Source organism: Vibrio sp. R10-SF1-ISO8 (assembly GCF_059833805.1).
In genome coordinates, this window is sequence record NZ_JCBDHL010000021.1 from 508,213 (window position 1) to 525,898 (window position 17,686).

Below are 17,686 nucleotides of genomic sequence, written 5' to 3' on the forward strand. Positions count from 1 at the left end.
TAGCGAAACATTGACGTTCAATGAAATAAATGGATAAAAGGCTTCCAATGCTTTGTGCAATTTACAAAAGTTCTAAAAAAGAAGGCGCTTACCTATATATCCCGAAAAAGGATGATTTTTCACAAGTTCCTGACACTTTAATGCAGATGTTTGGCAAACCTATTATGGTTATGGTGGTCAAACTGGAAGGGCGCACGCTGGCACAAGTTGATGTCGAGAAAGTAAAACAGTCTTTAATAGATGATGGCTTTTTCTTGCAGTTGCCACCGCCGCCTAAAAACCTACTCGATGAATATAAAGAGCAAAAACAAGCTCGTCAGCAATCTGAAGATTAGATAAACAATATTGGGATTGTTGGTTTCTATTGCTCAAGGAGGGCAATGTGAAAAAACTACTGTCAGTCGTTCTAGGATTAACACTCTCTACCTCTGTATATGCGAATGAGGTCAGTTTTGAGCAATATGTTGAAGGCTTAAAACAAGAAGCTCGAACCAATGGTATTTCGGAGCAAATTATCGATCAGGCTTTTGACAATGTGACTCATAAGCCTCGTGCTGTAAAAGCGGATAAGAACCAACCTGAAAAGAAATTAACACTGGATGAGTACATTCCTCGTGCAGTTCCAGATTGGAAGGTAAAACAAGCGAAAGCGCTATACAAAGAGCACTACGCTGAGTTAAGCCGAATTGGCGAAGAATACGGTGTACAGCCACGTTTTATTGTTGCGCTTTGGGGTGTCGAAAGTAACTTCGGTAAGTTCACAGGTAACTACCCAGTGATCGATGCACTATCGACGCTCGCCTACGATGGTCGCCGAGAAGCCTTCTTCCGAAAAGAAACCATGGCCGCACTGCAAATCTTGCAAGAAGGACATATTTCAGTCAGCGACTTTAAAGGCTCTTGGGCTGGGGCGATGGGGCAATGTCAGTTTATGCCAAGCTCCTTCCTTTCCTATGCTGCTGACGGAAGCGGTGATGGTAAGAAAGATATTTGGAATACAGAAGCGGATGTGTTCGCGTCAGCCGCTAATTATCTGAGTCAATCTGGTTGGAATGACAAGTTCACTTGGGGACGTCAGGTTAAGCTACCGCAAGGTTTCGACATGGACCTAGAAGGCCGTGTTGAAGGTAAAGAGAAAACTCTAGCGGAATGGAATCAACTTGGCATCACTCGATACGATGGCAGTTCACTGCCACAAGTGGATGTGGATGCATGGTTGACCGCGCCAGACAATGCCAATGGGCGAGTCTATCTGGTTTACAACAACTACAATGTACTGATGAAGTGGAATCGCTCTTACTACTTCGCTTTAGCTGTCAGTCATCTGGCTGATAGAATTACGTTGTAGACAAACAATTTAAACAAAAGGAGCTCTCTTGAGCTCCTTTTTCTTTTGGAGATCCTGTGCTTTCAGAACGTGCTGCGCAAATGGTAGTGTTTGCCGCTTTGCTCAAACATAAGAATTTTACCTTGGCTGCTAAAAGCTTAGGTGTCTCGGTATCTCATGTCAGTAAGCAATTAGCTCAGCTTGAATCATCGCTGGGTGTAAAGCTTGTACAACGTACGACGCGAAGCTTTACGCCAACCGAGGCTGGGCAAAAATTTTATGAACATTGTGCTCAGTTAGTTTCGATAGTGGGGGAGGCTCAGTTAGAGGTTGAAAGCCAGCGTGATGAGGTGGCAGGGCTAGTGAAAATTGGTCTGTCGCAATCTTTTGGTACTTTGCACATCATTCCTGCAATTGATGAGCTGCGCCAGCAATATCCTAACCTTCAGGTTGAAGTGCATTTGTTCGACTACAAGGTAGATATGCTAGAAGAGGGGTTGGATCTGTGGATTACCAACAATGAACATCTACCAGAAGGCTATGTGGCTCAGCGCTTAGCGGACTCGCAGTTTGTGGTTGCAGCCTCTCCTGATTATTTAGTTAAGCATCAAACCCCAAGTCACCCAAGTGAGCTGACGGAACATAATTGCCTGATTTATCGAAGCTGGGAAAGGGACTATACCCGATGGTCATTTAGCAGCCATCAAGAACAGTTGAGTATTAAAGTCTCTGGGAACTATTCGGTCGACTTAGCAGAAGCGGTACGTGATGCCGCGGTTGCAGGGTGGGGCATCGCCTATCTAGCGACTTATCTTATCGGCGATGAGTTTAAAAACGGGCAACTTATCCAGCTGTTTCCTGATTGGAACGCTTCGCAAAGCATGCCATTTTACGCAGTCTATCCAAGTCGTCGTTTCTTGCCTAAGAAGACGGTGGCCGTGATCGATTTTATAAAGCAGAAAATTGGCAACCCTTGCCATTGGGATAAGAAACTAGCGCCCTATATTCAAAGACCTTGACTACGGCATCTTGGCAAGATTAATTTTTCTTACTCCATAAACATAATTTCCACTTGGAAAAGATAGCAGTAAGCAAACGTTTATATGTTTAATTATCAATGGGTTATTTTTGTGGTTATATTTTAATCTCTGTAAAATACATCCAGTTAACAACTGTGACTTGCATCTCATTTTTAGATCACTAGACTCCGACGCCACTCTTGTTCCCCCTTCTGTCGGATTCATGTTATGAACTCAATTCTCGGTATTGTAGCCATTCTATTTACTGCTTGGCTGCTCTCTACAAATAGAAAGAAAATTAACTTTAAAACGGTATCGCTCGCGTTTGCATTGCAAATTACCTTTGCGCTATTGGTGTTGTACGTACCAGCAGGCAAAGAAGCGCTGAACAGCGTGACCGGCGCTGTCTCCAACCTGATTAACTATGGTCAAGAAGGTATCGCTTTCCTGTTTGGTGGCTTGGCAACAGGTGGCTTTACGTTTGCAATCAACGTTCTTGGCATCATCATCTTTTTCTCGGCGCTGATTTCTGGCTTGTACCACATTGGGCTTATGCCAAAAGTGATTAACCTCATTGGTGGTGGGCTGCAAAAGCTATTGGGTATTGGTCGTGCTGAGTCTTTGTCTGCAACAGCAAACATTTTTGTCGGCATGATTGAAGCGCCGCTAGTGGTAAAACCGTACTTAAAGCATATGACGGACTCGCAATTTTTCGCTGTTATGTGTGGTGGTCTTGCCTCTGTGGCTGGTGGTACCTTGGTTGGTTACGCTTCGCTAGGAGTGGATCTCAACTACCTGATTGCGGCGGCGTTTATGTCGGCTCCGGCAGGTTTACTGATGGCGAAGATCTTAGTACCTGAAACTGAGACCATCAGCCCAAGCACCGAGCTAGATAATGCCGAGATGCCTAAAGCAACCAATGTCGTTGAAGCCATGGCAGACGGTGCAATGTCTGGTTTGCGTATTGCAGTCGCTGTTGGCGCAACCTTACTTGCCTTTATCAGTGTGATAGCGATGCTTAACGGCATGCTAGGTTGGGTTGGCAGTCTAGCTGGAGTAGAGCTGAGTTTTGAGCTAATCCTTGGCTACGTGTTCGCGCCAGTGGCGTGGCTACTGGGCGTTCCTTGGAATGAAGCCATCACTGCAGGTTCGTTAATCGGTAATAAGATTGTTGTGAACGAGTTTGTCGCTTTTATCCAATTGATGGATGTCAAAGCACAGCTAAGTGAGCACTCACAAGCAATCGTCACGTTTGCACTGTGCGGCTTTGCTAACATCTCAACTATGGCGATGCTCATTGGTGGTTTAGGAAGCCTAGTGCCTGAAAAGCGTCCATTCATTTCCAAATACGGCTTCCGCGCCATTGCGGCAGGTGTCATGGCAAACCTTATGAGCGCGTCAATTGCAGGTGTGATTCTTAGCCTTTAAGAGGCGAGGGCGGACTTCGTCCTTTAGAACGCTTTGCTCCGAGAATCGGGAACGGGCTTCGCCCTTCGAGATTTTTTCGTTCCCACATCCCGAATCCATAGCGAAGCGTTCCAAAATAAAAAGGATTGGCACTTGGTGCCAATCCTTTAATTTTTCTCGCTTCTCGCTTCTCGCTTCTCGCTTCTCGCTTCTATTTCTTAGTATGAAACTGCTCACAAGCCAGCATGGTGTTCTCAATTAGGCTTGCAACTGTCATTGGCCCCACACCGCCTGGTACTGGAGTAATAAAGCTTGCGCGCTCTTTTGCGTTGTCATAATCAACATCACCAACTAGCTTGCCTGAATCTAAGCGGTTAATACCCACATCGACCACTACTGCGCCTTCTTTGATCCAATTACCAGGAATAAAGTTTGGTTTACCTACTGCAACCACGACTAAGTCAGCTTGGCGGACATGACCTTCAAGGTCTTTAGTGAAACGGTGACAGGTGGTGGTCGTGCAGCCTGCCAGTAGTAGCTCAAGCGTCATAGGGCGGCCGACAATGTTTGACGCACCCACGACAACCGCATGCATACCACGTAGGTTGATGTTGTAGCGCTCTAGTAGAGTGATAATGCCTTTAGGCGTACAAGAGCGGAGTTTAGGAATACGTTGAGCCAAACGACCTACGTTGTATGGGTGGAAACCATCGACGTCTTTTTCAGGGTGAATACGCTCAAGGACATGTGTTGCATCAATACCAGCAGGAAGCGGTAGTTGAACAAGGATACCGTCAATCTCGGCATCACCGTTAAGCTCATCAATAAGAGCCAGTAGCTCTTCTTCTGTCGTCGTTGCAGGAAGGTCAAAAGATTTTGAGACAAAGCCAACTTCTTCACATGCACGACGTTTACTGCCGACATAAACTTGAGAAGCCGGATCTTCGCCGACAAGAACCACTGCTAGGCCAGGAGCACGCAAGCCAGCTTCTTTACGAGCTTTTACGCGGGCTGCAACTTCTGAGCGAACAGTTTGGGAAATTAGAGTTCCATCAATATTTTGAGCGGTCATGACTTTCCTTTAATAAGAATGGCGAATTATTTGCAGCGCATTGTCGCAAATTATTTGACGAACATCTATAAGCAAACGTTTGCTTTGTGGTGTTTTTAATCAAAATAGAATTCTGTGACCTTTTTTTAGTCAGTCAGATCATAATGTTACTAAAAGCCCTTGTTTTAAGAATTCGAACTCGTATAATCCTTTCCCTGTAGCGCGCCCTTAGCTCAGCTGGATAGAGCACGTCCCTTCTAAGGATGTGGTCGTAGGTTCGAATCCTACAGGGCGTGCCATTTATTCTAGAAACCCGATAGCTCATAGAGTTGTCGGGTTTTTTCGTTTTAGTGCTTTTCCAACTTGTCTATCTCATGTAGTTAGGTGGTCAATGACTGCCATTTTCAGTGCTTGATATCGAGCCAATGTTGATACGTGATTGCTCATATCTTTTAGTTGTTTGCTTAAGTATTACTCAATACACATCTCTTTAATGAATGGTTGCTGTTTTAGGTTTGACTTTGTGAATATTTATAAAGGTTTATTTTTGTCGATAATTGATTGATATATAGACATAAAATGGATTTTTATAATGATTAATTTGTAACAGCGTTTAGGCTCATGTATCTAAGTCTGCTGCTAGTGATAGGCTTTAATGTGTCGGCCTTCTAGCATCCAATCGAAATTTAGATGATAGATGTAGTTAGATGGCGGACAAAAAAGATTTAAGTGGTAAGCGAATACTTATCGTAGAAGAGAACAGTATGTTGTCCTCGTCGATAAAAAACATGCTGAAGAAAATGGGTGGTGCAGAAGATAAATTGCACAAGGCACAAAATGTCATGACCTTTAAGCAGCTTGTTAACCAGCATCGCTTTGATCTGATCATTTGTTCTTATGCAAGTAAGAAGAAAATAGTCGGCCCTAAATATCACTACCTCTATCAGCAAAGCCGAGCCTACTCACGTGATTGCTCATTTGTTGTGATTGCCAATAGTGGTGATGATGACCAAATTAGAGGCGCCGAAGAATTAGAGCCGGACAATATTCTTGGTCACCCGTTTAATTACAACCAATTTAAGCATCTCATTGCAAGTAGCCTGTTAAAACGCAGTATTTTGACGTCGGTACACAACAAGCTAGACCAAGGGCGGTTTGATGAAGCTATTGAGCTTTGTAATGCACAATCAAAACGCAAAGGGGTCGAATGGCTCGACTTTCACAAAGTTGTCGTTGATTGCTATGTAAAGCAAAACAAATATGATTTGGCTTTACTAACGCTTAAACAGTTGCGTCAACAGGTTAAACATCGTTGGCCGTTGGTGAAGCTTATTTCTCTTAATCAAGAGCTGGGCAACGAGCTTGAAGCGTTGGAATTGGCGCACGAATACGAGCTTTTGGGCTACCCAGATGATCCTTTGGTTTCTCAGATCACTGCTCGTCATTCATTGCTTGATTGTGATTTAGACAAAGCCGTTCGGGTAATGATCAAACTTTCAATCCGCTACCCACATATTGTTCATCTAACGCTTAAATGTGTGATGCTGTGTATCATGCTCTCGGACTACCGAAAAGCGTCGATGTTTCTTGCCAAAATTGACTATGACTCGGTGCTAGATGACGAAGAGTTAGTGTTTATTGAGGAGCTGAGGTTGTTTCTCGAAGCACTTATCGCCATCAAAACACGCAACAAAATGAATCCGGCGACATTGAAAACATCTCTAAAGGCAATTTTGGCTATTCAAGAGAATGAGTTAATCGATAGCCATAAGCTCTCAAAAGGACTGTATCAGCTGTTGTTACAAGTCAATGGAGTGAACCCAGTTTGCTCGCCAAAGCGTCTTGAGTTGCTGTATAACCAAACTAAGCTAGAACATCGCAAGTTTGCTCTACTAGCTGTAGCACTTCATATTGGTTGCTTAGATTTAGCCAGAACTTGGTTAGATGAGTTAAGGCTGCTCAATTCAAGCAAGAAAGATATCGCGATGACGATTAGCTGCATTGTTCTCGATAAAGCCGAAGCAATACTGAGTGTTAAGGCACAAGCAATGCAGCAAGCGACGGAAAAGGCGTCGCTAGGTCGTGTGATTGATGCTTTAGCGATAAAGGCCAAAGAGGCACCTTATTTTATCAACCATCACTCTCATTTTATTAACGCCATGCTGAAGTTTAAGGTGTCTGATAGCAGCAATATCGAGTTGCTCAAAGAGCAATTTCCTGTGAGTGTCGGGATTGTAATAGAGAACTTGATAAAGCAAGACCCGATGCATCCGAAGGTCACACAGATCCAAAAGGCAAAGCGTATTGTGCAGAAACGCCTCCAAGCTCCGCTTCACGCTAGCAGAGAGGTTTGGTGAATAGTTGCTCAGACATCGATTGAATACTGTACTTACGTAAGGCTTTTCGGTAGCATGTCGTTCCTTTAACAAATTCTAATAGACTAAGCTCAAGCTTGGCACCTTACGCTCAGAGAACATGCGCAGTATCCATACCAAAATTAAACCTGAATTCGAGCCGTTACTGGCGGAACTCGCTCTTCATGCTTTACTCCATTTGCGTACTAACCATACTGCGATCGTTTTAGGTAGCAAATCTCGCTCGCAAATCAACGATATTCTTTCGGCGTGGCTAAACAAAGCCGCCAACAGCAAAAAATATAAGCCTTTCAAAAAGAAGGTGAAATCGCTTGTCAGCCATGCGCGTTCTCAGCGACTGGACATGGAAGCCATGTTGGGCAATTTGCTGACACCCATCGAAGGGGATGAACTGCCACACCTTGATAGCTTTTTGCTGCTGGTCAATACCCTTGAAAAAGAGCTCAACACCACAGTACTTGTCTCAAGCCCTGAAGCTGTCGACTTACAACACAATAGCAAAGGGTGCTTACTTTGTGTGCTTTCTGCTGATCTCAATGCCCATTTCAATAACCGTAATCGCTTAGTCGCGAATATTTCGATGTTGTTTCGTGGCACTCACGGAGAAAAGCACTCTTTCCTCCGTACAATATATTCTTCGTCTCTATTTGATCACCACGTTGAGTTTGAAGATGGTGACTTTGTAAGAATCACACTCTCACTTCGCTAATTCCCACTTTCTGTTTCCAATAGATCCAAAGTCTATCAACTCGCTCATTAGGGACTTTGTACCCCTAATTAATCCCGCGACCTATTGAATCGTTTATTGCTCAAATGTCATTGTGCTTATTTTTCTGTGAGAAGCATTCAGCGCTCCAAGAACCCGAGGAGAAACCTCTATGGAGCGCAAACTGATTGGCGTTTTTGTTTGTCTTCGATTAAGCCAGTTTAAATTTCTCTAGATGGTCGCTCACTTCGCTCACTTCGTGGCGATAGTTAGTGACAATTTGGTTCATGCTATCGGCGAGTTGCCCGGTATTTTGTGCAATGTCAGAGAGTACATCGACATCTTGGTCAACCGCTTCACTGGCTTTTGACTGCTCAACCGTAGAGTTGGCGATGCTGGTGATGTGTTCATTAACCGTTTCAATCAATACTTCGAGTTGAGAGACACTGTTGGTGACTTCAGAAACGGAATTGAAAGTGGAGTCGGTCGCCTCTCGGCTTTTATCCATATTGCTTACGGCAGTTTGAGTATTATTAGTAATATTGGAAAGCAATTGGGAGATATGTTCGGTTGCTTCTTTACTGCGCTGAGCAAGATCTCGAACTTCAGAAGAGACAACGGCGAAGCCGCGGCCATGCTCACCAGCACGAGCAGCTTCAATGGCAGCGTTCAATGCTAGCAAGTTGGTTTGCTCGGAAATGCCGTTAATCGTTTCAACAATTTTACTGACACTTTGTGCGTCTTGCTCTAGTTGTGACATGCACTCCTGAGTCTGCTCTATTTGAGTTACTAGTGCTTTTACAATCTCATAAGAGTCTTGGCTTTGTTTCTGGCAAGTGAGAACCTTATTGGTCATTTGCTCAGTTTCTTCTAATGCGCGCTCCGAAGAGGAGGCAATTTCTAAACTTGATTGAGATAGCTGAGTCATAGCGGCGGCTATGTTGCCACACTTGTCGGACGTTGCTCGACTGCTGTCACCTAAATCATTGGCACCTTGAACCATTTGGTCGAGTCGTTGATGGCTGTGGTCGTTGGTTTCAGTGACGTTCATTATCAGGTGCTTAATGCTTGTTACCAAGCCATTTACGCTTGATGAAATTTGCGACAGTTCGTTTTTTCCTTCGTCCTTGAGCACCATGCTCAGGTCGTTGGATTTTGACATATTCGCTAAGTTGTTAGTGAGTTCGCCAACTCGGTTTTTAAGGCTTGAAAGACTGATAACCAATCCTCCGATCAAAATAGCGCCCAAACAGATAATTGCAGCGATCATCATACTGAGTAACCACTGCGCAGAGCTTGCTTGAGTTGAAACTACATCAGTCATTGTAGCTGCCAGTTGGTTGCGAATTTTGTTGACCAGTTTGATTCGTTCTGTGGCTAAGCCAAACCAGTCCAATGCGGAAGGACCTTGCAGAGCTTTTAACTGGTCTTTCTGAGCTAGGTATTGATCTTGAATATCAACAACCTGTTTCCAAGTTGGGCTGTTTTTTGCGGCCTCAATTTGGTTTAAGAATTTACTTGGCATGGATAAGGTGGCCAATCTTTCTGCGTACTCCCCTGACTTCAGATAATTCTCTATTGCGGTGTATTGACCAAGAGTGGAGTTTTTACGAGCAAAAGCCCCATTAAGTGCTCCTCGAACTTGTCCGGCCCTTTCTTTGATTATCATCACCGAGGTTAAAGAGTTGCCTAGTCTTATAATCTCTGGGTTGTTTACGCCAGAAACCAGCAGAACCGCATTGTCAATCGCTAACTGGTTGAGATTGGAGTAGTAAGCAAAAGGAGAGCGTTTAGGTGAGAGTTGGTCTACTTGGTTTCGAACTTGATTGATATCGGCGATCTGAGTATCAAGGGACTGTTTAAGCTTATTTGCCAGTTCTGTAGAGACGTATTCAGGTTTGAATGCGTTAAAAGCTGCGATGTGTTGATCGGCATTTTTGCGCTGTTCTTTAAGTTTAGCGACTTGTTCTTGCGCACCCTTACTACCGAGTACCCCTGCCGTTAATCCTCGTTCTACGGCGAGGTTATGCGCTAAGTTATCGTAGAGCAGTGTTAACTTGATGATCTCTTGGTCTCGATTAGCCTGTTCTACCGTGTTGTTTTGAGTAGCTGCAAGCTCAACTGCCATTAGCATAGCTAAGAGTAATGGAATTCCGGCTAAGGCGGTAAAGATATGGTGCAGTGAAAAGCGTTTTATGAGCGAACGCATAATTGGCCTCCTAACGTTAAATTTATAATTATGATGCATTGATAATAGTTGAAATGATTTCCTTGTTGAGTGACCAAAGCCATATTGTCTGTGATAACCCCGGAGCTTTATTAAGGGAAATAGAAATAAATCTTAGCGCTGTCATAAAAATTTAATCTAAGTATGCATTGAGAAAGTATCGAAATTTCATCATATTGTAATGACTATGTAACAAAAGAGAGGAGTGCCTATGCAGCACCAAGAAATGATTCAACCTTCCAACTTTGGCCTAATAGGCCGTACTTGCTTATTTTCATTGATCGGTATTGTGAGCGTTTTTACCTTGCTATAGAAATAAGCCCAGAGGCATGCCTTGGTTTGTGAATGACTACTTATTTATGTTTGCGTATTTCCAAGGCGCTCTCACTCTTGTGCAACGTCCAAATCCTTTTTACCTCGCTTGACTGCTCTGCGTGATTTCATGTTGTTCAACGAGATCAATCTTTCGGCTATATAACCTTTAGCGCCTTTGAATGATTGTTAATCGTTGTTTTGTTAATAAGATGTGATGTGTGTCCGCAAGAGGTTCAAATTCTTTGGAATCTTCATTCATTACGACTATAAGAAGTGATTACACTCGCTCTATCAATACGGTGCAGTAATAGGTAAGGGTATGTCAGCTAAAATTCTCGTTGTCGATGACGATCAAGAAATTTGTGAGTTATTGGAAGAGTATCTGACCAAGCAAAGCTATCAGGTTTCGGCCGTTAATGATGGTGAGCAAATGAAAGCCTATATAGAGCAACAAGGCTATCCCGACTTGATTTTACTCGATGTGATGTTGCCTGGAGATGATGGATTTACCTTGTGCCAGCAAGTGCGCCGTCACTCGTCTGTACCTATTATTATGCTTACGGCGGTGTCCGATGATACTGACCAGATTATTGGTCTAGAGATCGGCGCAGATGACTATATCGCCAAGCCATTTAACCCTCGACACCTTAACGCACGTATCAAAGCGGTATTGCGCCGCGTCAATGTAACGGAAGAAATCCCAGCCAGCGCCAATGCTAAGTCGATTGTGTTTGGTGATTGGCAGCTTGATCCGTTAGCGCACCGAATTACCCACTTAGAAACTCATCAATCTCATGATTTGTCTGGTAGTGATTTTGCTTTGTTGATGCTATTTCTCAAGCGTCCTAATGAAGTGTTAGATCGCGATACGATCTCTTTTGCGACTCGTGGACGCGAAGCGCTCCCATTTGAACGCGGGATAGATGTTCAGCTAAGTCGATTAAGACAGAGACTGGGCGATAGTGCCAAGTTTCCTCATTATATTAAAACGATGCGTGGTAATGGCTATTTGTTGGCAGTACCGGTGAGCTATGAGAGCTAGTGTTTGGAACTGGTTTCGACAGTTTAAGCCCAATTCATTAGTCAGCCGAACTTTAGGCTTAACCTTACTGGCAGTGATTCTCGCGCAAGGCGTTGCTACCAGCATCTGGTATACGGAATCGAAACACAAAGAGTTGGCAGGGATTCGTGACGCTTCTGAAAGCATGGCCAACATGTTCGCGTCTACAGTGACCTTTTTTCAATCTCTCCCCGTTCGCTACCGTCATATCGTGCTGGACCAAATCCGCAATATGGGGGGAACGCGCTTTTTCGTTTCTTTCAATAAAGAGCAACTTGTTGTTGAGCCGATCGAAGATACGCCGTTGAAACGAGCATCAATCGAGGCGATTGAAGGAGTATTGCAAAACAAACTGCGTAAAGCAGAAAGTATCTCGGTCGATTTCTCCCATCCAGATAACCTACGTTTATTGAAAAACGATATCTACCTGCATGATCTACCAAAGTCATGGGCGCACCATACCCTGACGTTAAATCCTATCGACCCGCCAATTTTAGTGGTGCAGATCGAGCTTGCCTCGCATGAGTGGGTTTATATCGCGGCTCTGTTGCCTGCTCCCTACGTTACGCTAGATGACACCTTAATTGGCCGTGAGCAGATTCTGTTTCTGATTTTCTCGACCACGATTTTGCTTGCTCTGACCTATCTTTTGGTTCGCCGCCAAGTCAAACCGCTTAAGCGATTAGCCAAGGCTGCCAATGAAATGAGCATGGATATTGAACAGGCGCCGCTGCAAGAAGAGGGGGCTAGTGAGCTTATTACTGCCACCCGAGCATTTAACCGCATGCAGCAACGCATCCGACGCTATGTTGCCGATCGTGAGCATCTTTTCTCGGCCATTTCACATGATTTAAAAACGCCTATCACACGCTTGAGGTTACGCGCTGAGCTTCTGGAAAGTGATACCAAGCGCGAGAAGTTTAATCGCGACCTTGATGAGTTAGAGATGATGGTGAAAGGGGCGCTGCAATGTGTCCGTGATACTGATCTGCATGAAAACAACGCCTATATTGATTTAAGTGAAATGATACAAAGCGTCGCGGAACCTTATAACCAGTATCAAACCCAAGTCGAGTTTAAGCCAAGAGATATGGACCCGATTGTCGCCAAGCCACTTGCGATGAAACGGGTACTAAGCAACCTGATCGAAAATGCGGTCAAGTATGGTCTACGTGCTGAAGTAAACGTCATGGTTGATGATGAATGGATAACAGTGGTCATCTGCGATCATGGCCCTGGTATTCCTGAAGAAAAGCTGGAAGCTGTGTTTGAGCCTTATTATCGCTTGGCAAATGATGAAGATGGGCACGGTTTAGGCTTAGGAATCTGCCGTAATATCCTCCATGGACATGGCGGAGATCTCATTATTGACAACTTGCAAAATAGAGGCTTAAGAGCACAAGTCTTTATTCCACCGAGTCTTGAGGTGTAATGTAACATAGTTGTTACATTGGTTTTACGGTTTGTTTCAATCAAAAAATTCTAATTGGATAGACTCCCTTATGTACAAGCAAGAACGCTTGGGGTCATTAAGCAGTTGGCCTGAATGTCTAATCCAATACATGGAAGATAATAATGAAACTTAATAAAACCCTACTTACCCTCTCTCTACTTTCTGCTGCTAATTTTGCTAACGCTGGTGAAGTTGAAGTTCTTCACTGGTGGACAGCGGGTGGCGAAGCAAAGTCTGCCGCTGTACTTAAAGATATGCTAGAGCAGCAAAACCATACATGGAAAGATTTCGCGGTTGCTGGTGGCGGCGGTGAGTCGGCGATGACTGTTCTAAAAACGCGTGCCGTATCAGGTAACCCACCGTCTGCAGCGCAGATCAAAGGTCATGACATTCAAGAGTGGGGTGGTCTTGGCTTCCTTACCTCACTAGACAGCACGGGTCAGCAAGAGAAATGGGATGAAATCCTTCCTTCCGTTGTAACTAAAGTGATGAAGTTTGATGGCGAGTATGTAGCGGTTCCTGTTAACGTTCACCGTGTAAACTGGATTTGGGCAAACCCAGAAGTACTTAAGAAGTCGGGTGTCGAACTACCAACAACGCTTGATGAGTTCTTCGTTGCCGCAGACAAAATTAAAGCAGCAGGTTACGTGCCTTTAGCGCACGGTGGTCAGCCATGGCAAGATGCTACGGTATTTGAAGCAGTAGCACTAGACGTTCTAGGCAGTGAAGATTACAACAAGGCGTTTGTTGAACTGGATATGGATACACTATCTGGCGACAAAATGGTTGAAGTGTTCACTAAGTTTAAGAAAATTCGCGACTACATTGATGCCAACTCTCCAGGCCGTGACTGGAACGTAGCCACTTCAATGGTCATCAACGGTGAAGCGGCAATGCAAATCATGGGTGACTGGGCGAAAGGTGAGTTTACCGCTGCGGGTAAAGTCCCAGGTAAAGACTACATCTGTGCACCAGCGCCAGGTACTAACGGCCAGTTTACTTTCAACATTGATAGCTTTGCGTTCTTTGAACTGAGCGACAAAGCAAACCAAAAAGCGCAGCAAGATCTAGCGCGCACCATCCTAACCAAAGACTTCCAAGAAGTGTTCAACCTAAACAAAGGTTCAATTCCAGTACGTTTAGATATGGACATGTCGAAGTTTGACCAATGTGCATTGGACTCTATGGCGACCTTCAAAGCGAGTGCTAAGTCAGGTGACCTAGTGCCAAGTATGGCGCATGGTCTATCGACTACCAGCTACGCTCAAGGCGCGATCTATGACGTCGTTACTAACTTCTTCAATGACGACAAAGCGGATCCACAACAGGCAGCACAAAAGCTAGCGAAAGCAGTTAAAGCTGCGATCTAACTATCTCGTAGTTAAATCACACCCCCAAAGGGCGTTCAGGCTTGTGGGGAGCCTGTTCGCCCTTTCCTCTATTTCCGATCAGGATGTTGATCGGCGCGTTATGACGTAAGGACTCGTTATGGAGCATGTTGTAAATCGGTATGAAAAGAAGTCGACAACTAAGGTCAGTTTGGCCGACCGACTTCAACATTGGCTGCCGAAAATCGTTCTTGCCCCGACCGTTCTTGTAACTGTGGTTTGTATCTATGGTTATATTTTCTGGACAGCGGCACTCTCAATGACCAACTCCCGTTTTCTACCTAGTTTTAATTTTGTTGGCTTTGCCCAATACGAAAAACTAATGGATAACGATCGTTGGATCACTTCTATTACCAACCTAGGTGTTTTTGGCCTGCTGTTCATGCTAGTTGCGATTGGACTCGGCGTTGGTCTAGCGATTCTTCTTGACCAAAATATCCGTCAGGAAGGTGCGATTCGTACCATCTATTTATACCCAATGGCCTTGTCGTTTATTGTTACAGGTACGGCGTGGAAATGGATTCTTAACCCAGGTCTTGGCATCGAAAAACTGGTGCAAGATTGGGGTTTTAGTGACTTTAAATTTGATTGGCTGGTGAACTCCGATATGGCGGTTTACACCTTAGTGATTGCGGCTGTATGGCAATCTTCAGGTTTCGTCATGGCAATGTTCCTTGCAGGTTTACGTGGTATTGATTCTTCAATTATCAAAGCGGCGCAGATTGACGGTGCGAACTTACCAACCATCTACTGGCGTATCATTATGCCGTGTCTAAGACCGGTCTTTTTTAGCGCCGTGATTATTACCTCCCACATTGCGATTAAGAGTTTTGACTTAGTCACAGCAATGACAGCGGGTGGGCCAGGGTACTCTTCCGACCTTCCAGCGCTGTTTATGTATGCGCACTCATTTACTCGTGGTCAAATTGGTTTAGGTGCCGCCAGTGCGATGATGATGTTAGCGGGAATACTCGCGATTTTGGTGCCTTACCTCTATTCAGAACTTAGGGAGAAAAAATCATGATGCAAGGAATCAATTTCTCTCGACTGTTTATTTACTCAACGCTGGCATTTTTCTGTGTGGTTTACTTGATGCCGCTGTTTGTGATGGTGATTACCTCTTTTAAAACTTTGCCAGACATTAAAGCCGGTAACTTAATGAGTTTACCGACCGAGTGGGTGTTCGATGCTTGGTTTAAAGCTTGGGACAGTGCTTGTACCGGTGTGAAGTGTGAAGGGGTAAAAGGGTATTTTTGGAACTCGTTTCAAATGGTGATACCTGCAGTAGCTATCTCTACCTTGCTTGGCGCGTTCAATGGTTACGTTGTGACCAAATGGCAATTCCGTGGCTCAAACCTTTTCTTTAGTTTGCTACTTTTTGGCTGCTTCATTCCGTTCCAAGTCGTTCTTTTACCAATGGCAACGGTACTAGGTAAGCTTGGCTTGGCGAACACTACCGCTGGACTTGTGATTGTTCACGTTATCTATGGTATGGCATTTACTACGCTCTTTTTCCGTAACTTCTATATCAGTATTCCAGATGAACTGGTTAAAGCGGCCAAACTTGATGGTGCTGGCTTCTTTACCATCTTTTTCAAGATTCTACTGCCGATATCGACACCGATTATCATGGTGACCGTCATTTGGCAGTTCACCGCAATCTGGAATGACTTCTTATTTGGCGTCGTCTATTCAGGTTCAGAAACTCAACCGATTACGGTGGCACTCAATAACTTAGTCAACACCAGTACTGGGGTGAAAGAGTATAACGTTGATATGGCAGCTGCGATTATAGCCGCACTGCCGACACTCTTAGTTTACGTATTAGCAGGGAAATACTTCGTTCGCGGCCTAACGGCTGGATCGGTAAAAGGATAATTATTATGGCAACACTAGAACTTAAACAAATCCGTAAAACCTATCCAAAGGCGGAACAAGAGACGCTGAAAGGTATCGACATCAATATCGACTCAGGAGAGTTCCTGATCTTGGTTGGGCCGTCTGGCTGTGGCAAATCGACTTTGATGAATACCATTGCAGGGCTAGAGAACATCAGCTCAGGTGAGATTGTGATTGATGGCAATGACGTGTCTGAGGTTGAGCCGAAAGATCGTGATATCGCGATGGTATTCCAGTCTTATGCGCTATATCCCAATATGACGGTGCGGGGCAATATCGAGTTTGGCCTTAAGATACGTAAAATGCCAAAGCAGGAAATTGATGCAGAAGTAGAGCGCGTTGCGGCAATGCTGCAAATTGATCACCTGCTAGATAGAAAACCTTCGCAGCTATCCGGTGGTCAGCGCCAGCGTGTGGCGATGGGACGCGCTTTAGCTCGTCGACCAAAGCTTTATTTGTTTGATGAACCACTATCCAACCTTGATGCGAAACTGCGTGTTGAAATGCGTCATCAAATCAAACGTCTGCACCAGCAGCTCAACACCACAATTGTCTACGTGACTCACGATCAGATTGAAGCGATGACTTTGGCGGACAGAATCGCGGTAATGAAAGATGGTGAATTGCAACAGTTGGGTACGCCGCAAGAAATCTACAATAAGCCAAACAACATGTTTGTGGCTGGGTTTATGGGTTCTCCTTCGATGAACTTTATTAAGACCATGGTGGATCTCGATGGCGAAGACAAGCCGGTAATCAAAGTGAAAGGCAGTAACGGGCAAGAACACCACATTAACTTACCTGCTTCAATGCGTGAGCAAGATGGTAAAGAAGTGGTGATTGGTCTTCGTCCTGAGCATATTACTGACAGTGAAAACCAAGAATCTGATGCGACGACTCAGTTAGATTTAACCTTAGAAGTGCTTGAACCAACCGGCCCAGATACGATCGCGATGATTAAGGTGAACGAACAAGAAGTGGCGTGCCGTCTTTCTCCGGAGTTCGATGTGACAGCGGGTCAAGTTGCGCCTTTGCACTTTGATCTATCCAAAGCGGTTTTCTTTGATGCGGCCACCGAGCAACGTATCGAATTTCACTAATGGGTGAATTAATTGATTCCTTTATTAGTAACTATGGGTGATCTCGACTAAGCTTAGTAGCATAGCATGAAGTGAGTTTCATGCAGTGTGAGTCGAAGTGGGCAGTCATGTCTCCTTATTGCTCACCTCATCTCTAGTAACGAAAATGGCAGCTATTATAGCTGCCATTTGTTTTTCTATTTTTGCGCGCTTGTTAAATATGTGTAAATTCACCCGTATTGATATTTATGATGGGTGGGATTCCACCCATTCAAAAGAACTTTATGTGAACTCGATAACGTCAGCTCATAGTTTCTCACTCTAACTATTTGAAAAGTAAGTAATATTACTAAATGTTTTAATGTGGCGCGGTTATTGCC

14 protein-coding genes and 1 tRNA gene are annotated in these 17,686 nt (G+C 44.4%); 13 read left to right on the plus strand and 2 right to left on the minus strand.

All coding sequences use genetic code 11. The features are described from left to right. Positions 1–47 precede the first annotated feature (47 nt). From AC6R00_RS20460 to AC6R00_RS20475, 4 genes are all read left to right on the plus strand, one after another. Positions 48–335 carry a YcgL domain-containing protein gene (locus tag AC6R00_RS20460; RefSeq protein ID WP_486787631.1) on the plus strand — a complete coding sequence of 96 codons (288 nt, stop codon included), beginning with the start codon at positions 48–50 and terminating at the stop codon, positions 333–335. A gap of 47 nt (positions 336–382) precedes the next feature. Beyond that, positions 383–1,348, plus strand: a complete 966-nt coding sequence (locus AC6R00_RS20465) for a lytic murein transglycosylase (RefSeq protein WP_494504652.1) — start codon at positions 383–385, stop codon at positions 1,346–1,348. Positions 1,349–1,404: 56 nt separating this feature from the next. Continuing rightward, positions 1,405–2,346 (plus strand): LysR family transcriptional regulator, encoded by a 942-nt coding sequence (locus tag AC6R00_RS20470; RefSeq protein ID WP_500641730.1) that lies wholly within the window; start codon positions 1,405–1,407, stop codon positions 2,344–2,346. 228 nt (positions 2,347–2,574) lie between these two features. Then, positions 2,575–3,774, plus strand: coding sequence for a NupC/NupG family nucleoside CNT transporter (locus AC6R00_RS20475; protein ID WP_500641731.1), 1,200 nt, complete (start codon positions 2,575–2,577; stop codon positions 3,772–3,774). Between the two features lie 190 nt (positions 3,775–3,964). Here the strand turns inward: AC6R00_RS20475 and folD are convergent, their stop codons facing one another. Then, positions 3,965–4,825 carry a bifunctional methylenetetrahydrofolate dehydrogenase/methenyltetrahydrofolate cyclohydrolase FolD gene (gene folD / locus AC6R00_RS20480; RefSeq protein ID WP_004748512.1) on the minus strand — a complete coding sequence of 287 codons (861 nt, stop codon included), beginning with the start codon at positions 4,823–4,825 and terminating at the stop codon, positions 3,965–3,967. 201 nt (positions 4,826–5,026) lie between these two features. Here folD and AC6R00_RS20485 point away from each other — a divergent pair. From AC6R00_RS20485 to AC6R00_RS20495, 3 genes are all read left to right on the plus strand, one after another. Next, positions 5,027–5,103 (plus strand) — tRNA-Arg (locus tag AC6R00_RS20485). Positions 5,104–5,511: 408 nt separating this feature from the next. Further along, positions 5,512–7,161 carry a response regulator gene (locus AC6R00_RS20490; RefSeq protein ID WP_500641732.1) on the plus strand — a complete coding sequence of 550 codons (1,650 nt, stop codon included), beginning with the start codon at positions 5,512–5,514 and terminating at the stop codon, positions 7,159–7,161. 118 nt (positions 7,162–7,279) lie between these two features. Continuing rightward, the gene (locus tag AC6R00_RS20495; protein WP_500641733.1) at positions 7,280–7,888 is read left to right on the plus strand and encodes a DUF2913 family protein; all 609 of its coding nucleotides are present in this window, start codon (positions 7,280–7,282) and stop codon (positions 7,886–7,888) included. A gap of 208 nt (positions 7,889–8,096) precedes the next feature. Here AC6R00_RS20495 and AC6R00_RS20500 read toward each other — a convergent pair whose 3' ends face one another. Continuing rightward, positions 8,097–10,094, minus strand: coding sequence for a methyl-accepting chemotaxis protein (locus tag AC6R00_RS20500; protein WP_500641734.1), 1,998 nt, complete (start codon positions 10,092–10,094; stop codon positions 8,097–8,099). A 652-nt stretch (positions 10,095–10,746) separates the two neighbouring features. On the opposite strand from AC6R00_RS20500, the gene AC6R00_RS20505 reads away from it, so the two are divergent. The 6 genes from AC6R00_RS20505 to AC6R00_RS20530 all read left to right on the plus strand — a co-directional run bounded on the left by AC6R00_RS20505 (position 10,747) and on the right by AC6R00_RS20530 (position 17,327). Further along, entirely contained in the window at positions 10,747–11,469 is a 723-nt protein-coding gene (locus AC6R00_RS20505) for a response regulator (protein WP_004748522.1), read from the plus strand. After that, on the plus strand, positions 11,459–12,919 hold the full coding sequence (locus AC6R00_RS20510) for an ATP-binding protein (protein ID WP_500641735.1): 1,461 nt from the start codon (positions 11,459–11,461) through the stop codon (positions 12,917–12,919). Before AC6R00_RS20505 ends, AC6R00_RS20510 begins: the two co-directional genes overlap by 11 nt. Before the next feature lie 143 nt (positions 12,920–13,062). Beyond that, complete coding sequence (locus tag AC6R00_RS20515) at positions 13,063–14,310, plus strand: ABC transporter substrate-binding protein (RefSeq protein WP_004748526.1); 1,248 nt, start codon at positions 13,063–13,065, stop codon at positions 14,308–14,310. A 118-nt stretch (positions 14,311–14,428) separates the two neighbouring features. Then, positions 14,429–15,352: a carbohydrate ABC transporter permease gene (locus tag AC6R00_RS20520; RefSeq protein WP_500641736.1), complete on the plus strand. Its 924-nt coding sequence runs from the start codon at positions 14,429–14,431 to the stop codon at positions 15,350–15,352. Beyond that, positions 15,349–16,206, plus strand: coding sequence for a carbohydrate ABC transporter permease (locus AC6R00_RS20525; RefSeq protein ID WP_069666844.1), 858 nt, complete (start codon positions 15,349–15,351; stop codon positions 16,204–16,206). Before AC6R00_RS20520 ends, AC6R00_RS20525 begins: the two co-directional genes overlap by 4 nt. Positions 16,207–16,211: 5 nt before the next feature. Then, positions 16,212–17,327 (plus strand): ABC transporter ATP-binding protein, encoded by a 1,116-nt coding sequence (locus AC6R00_RS20530; protein ID WP_069666843.1) that lies wholly within the window; start codon positions 16,212–16,214, stop codon positions 17,325–17,327. The last annotated feature ends 359 nt before the right edge of the window (positions 17,328–17,686 follow it).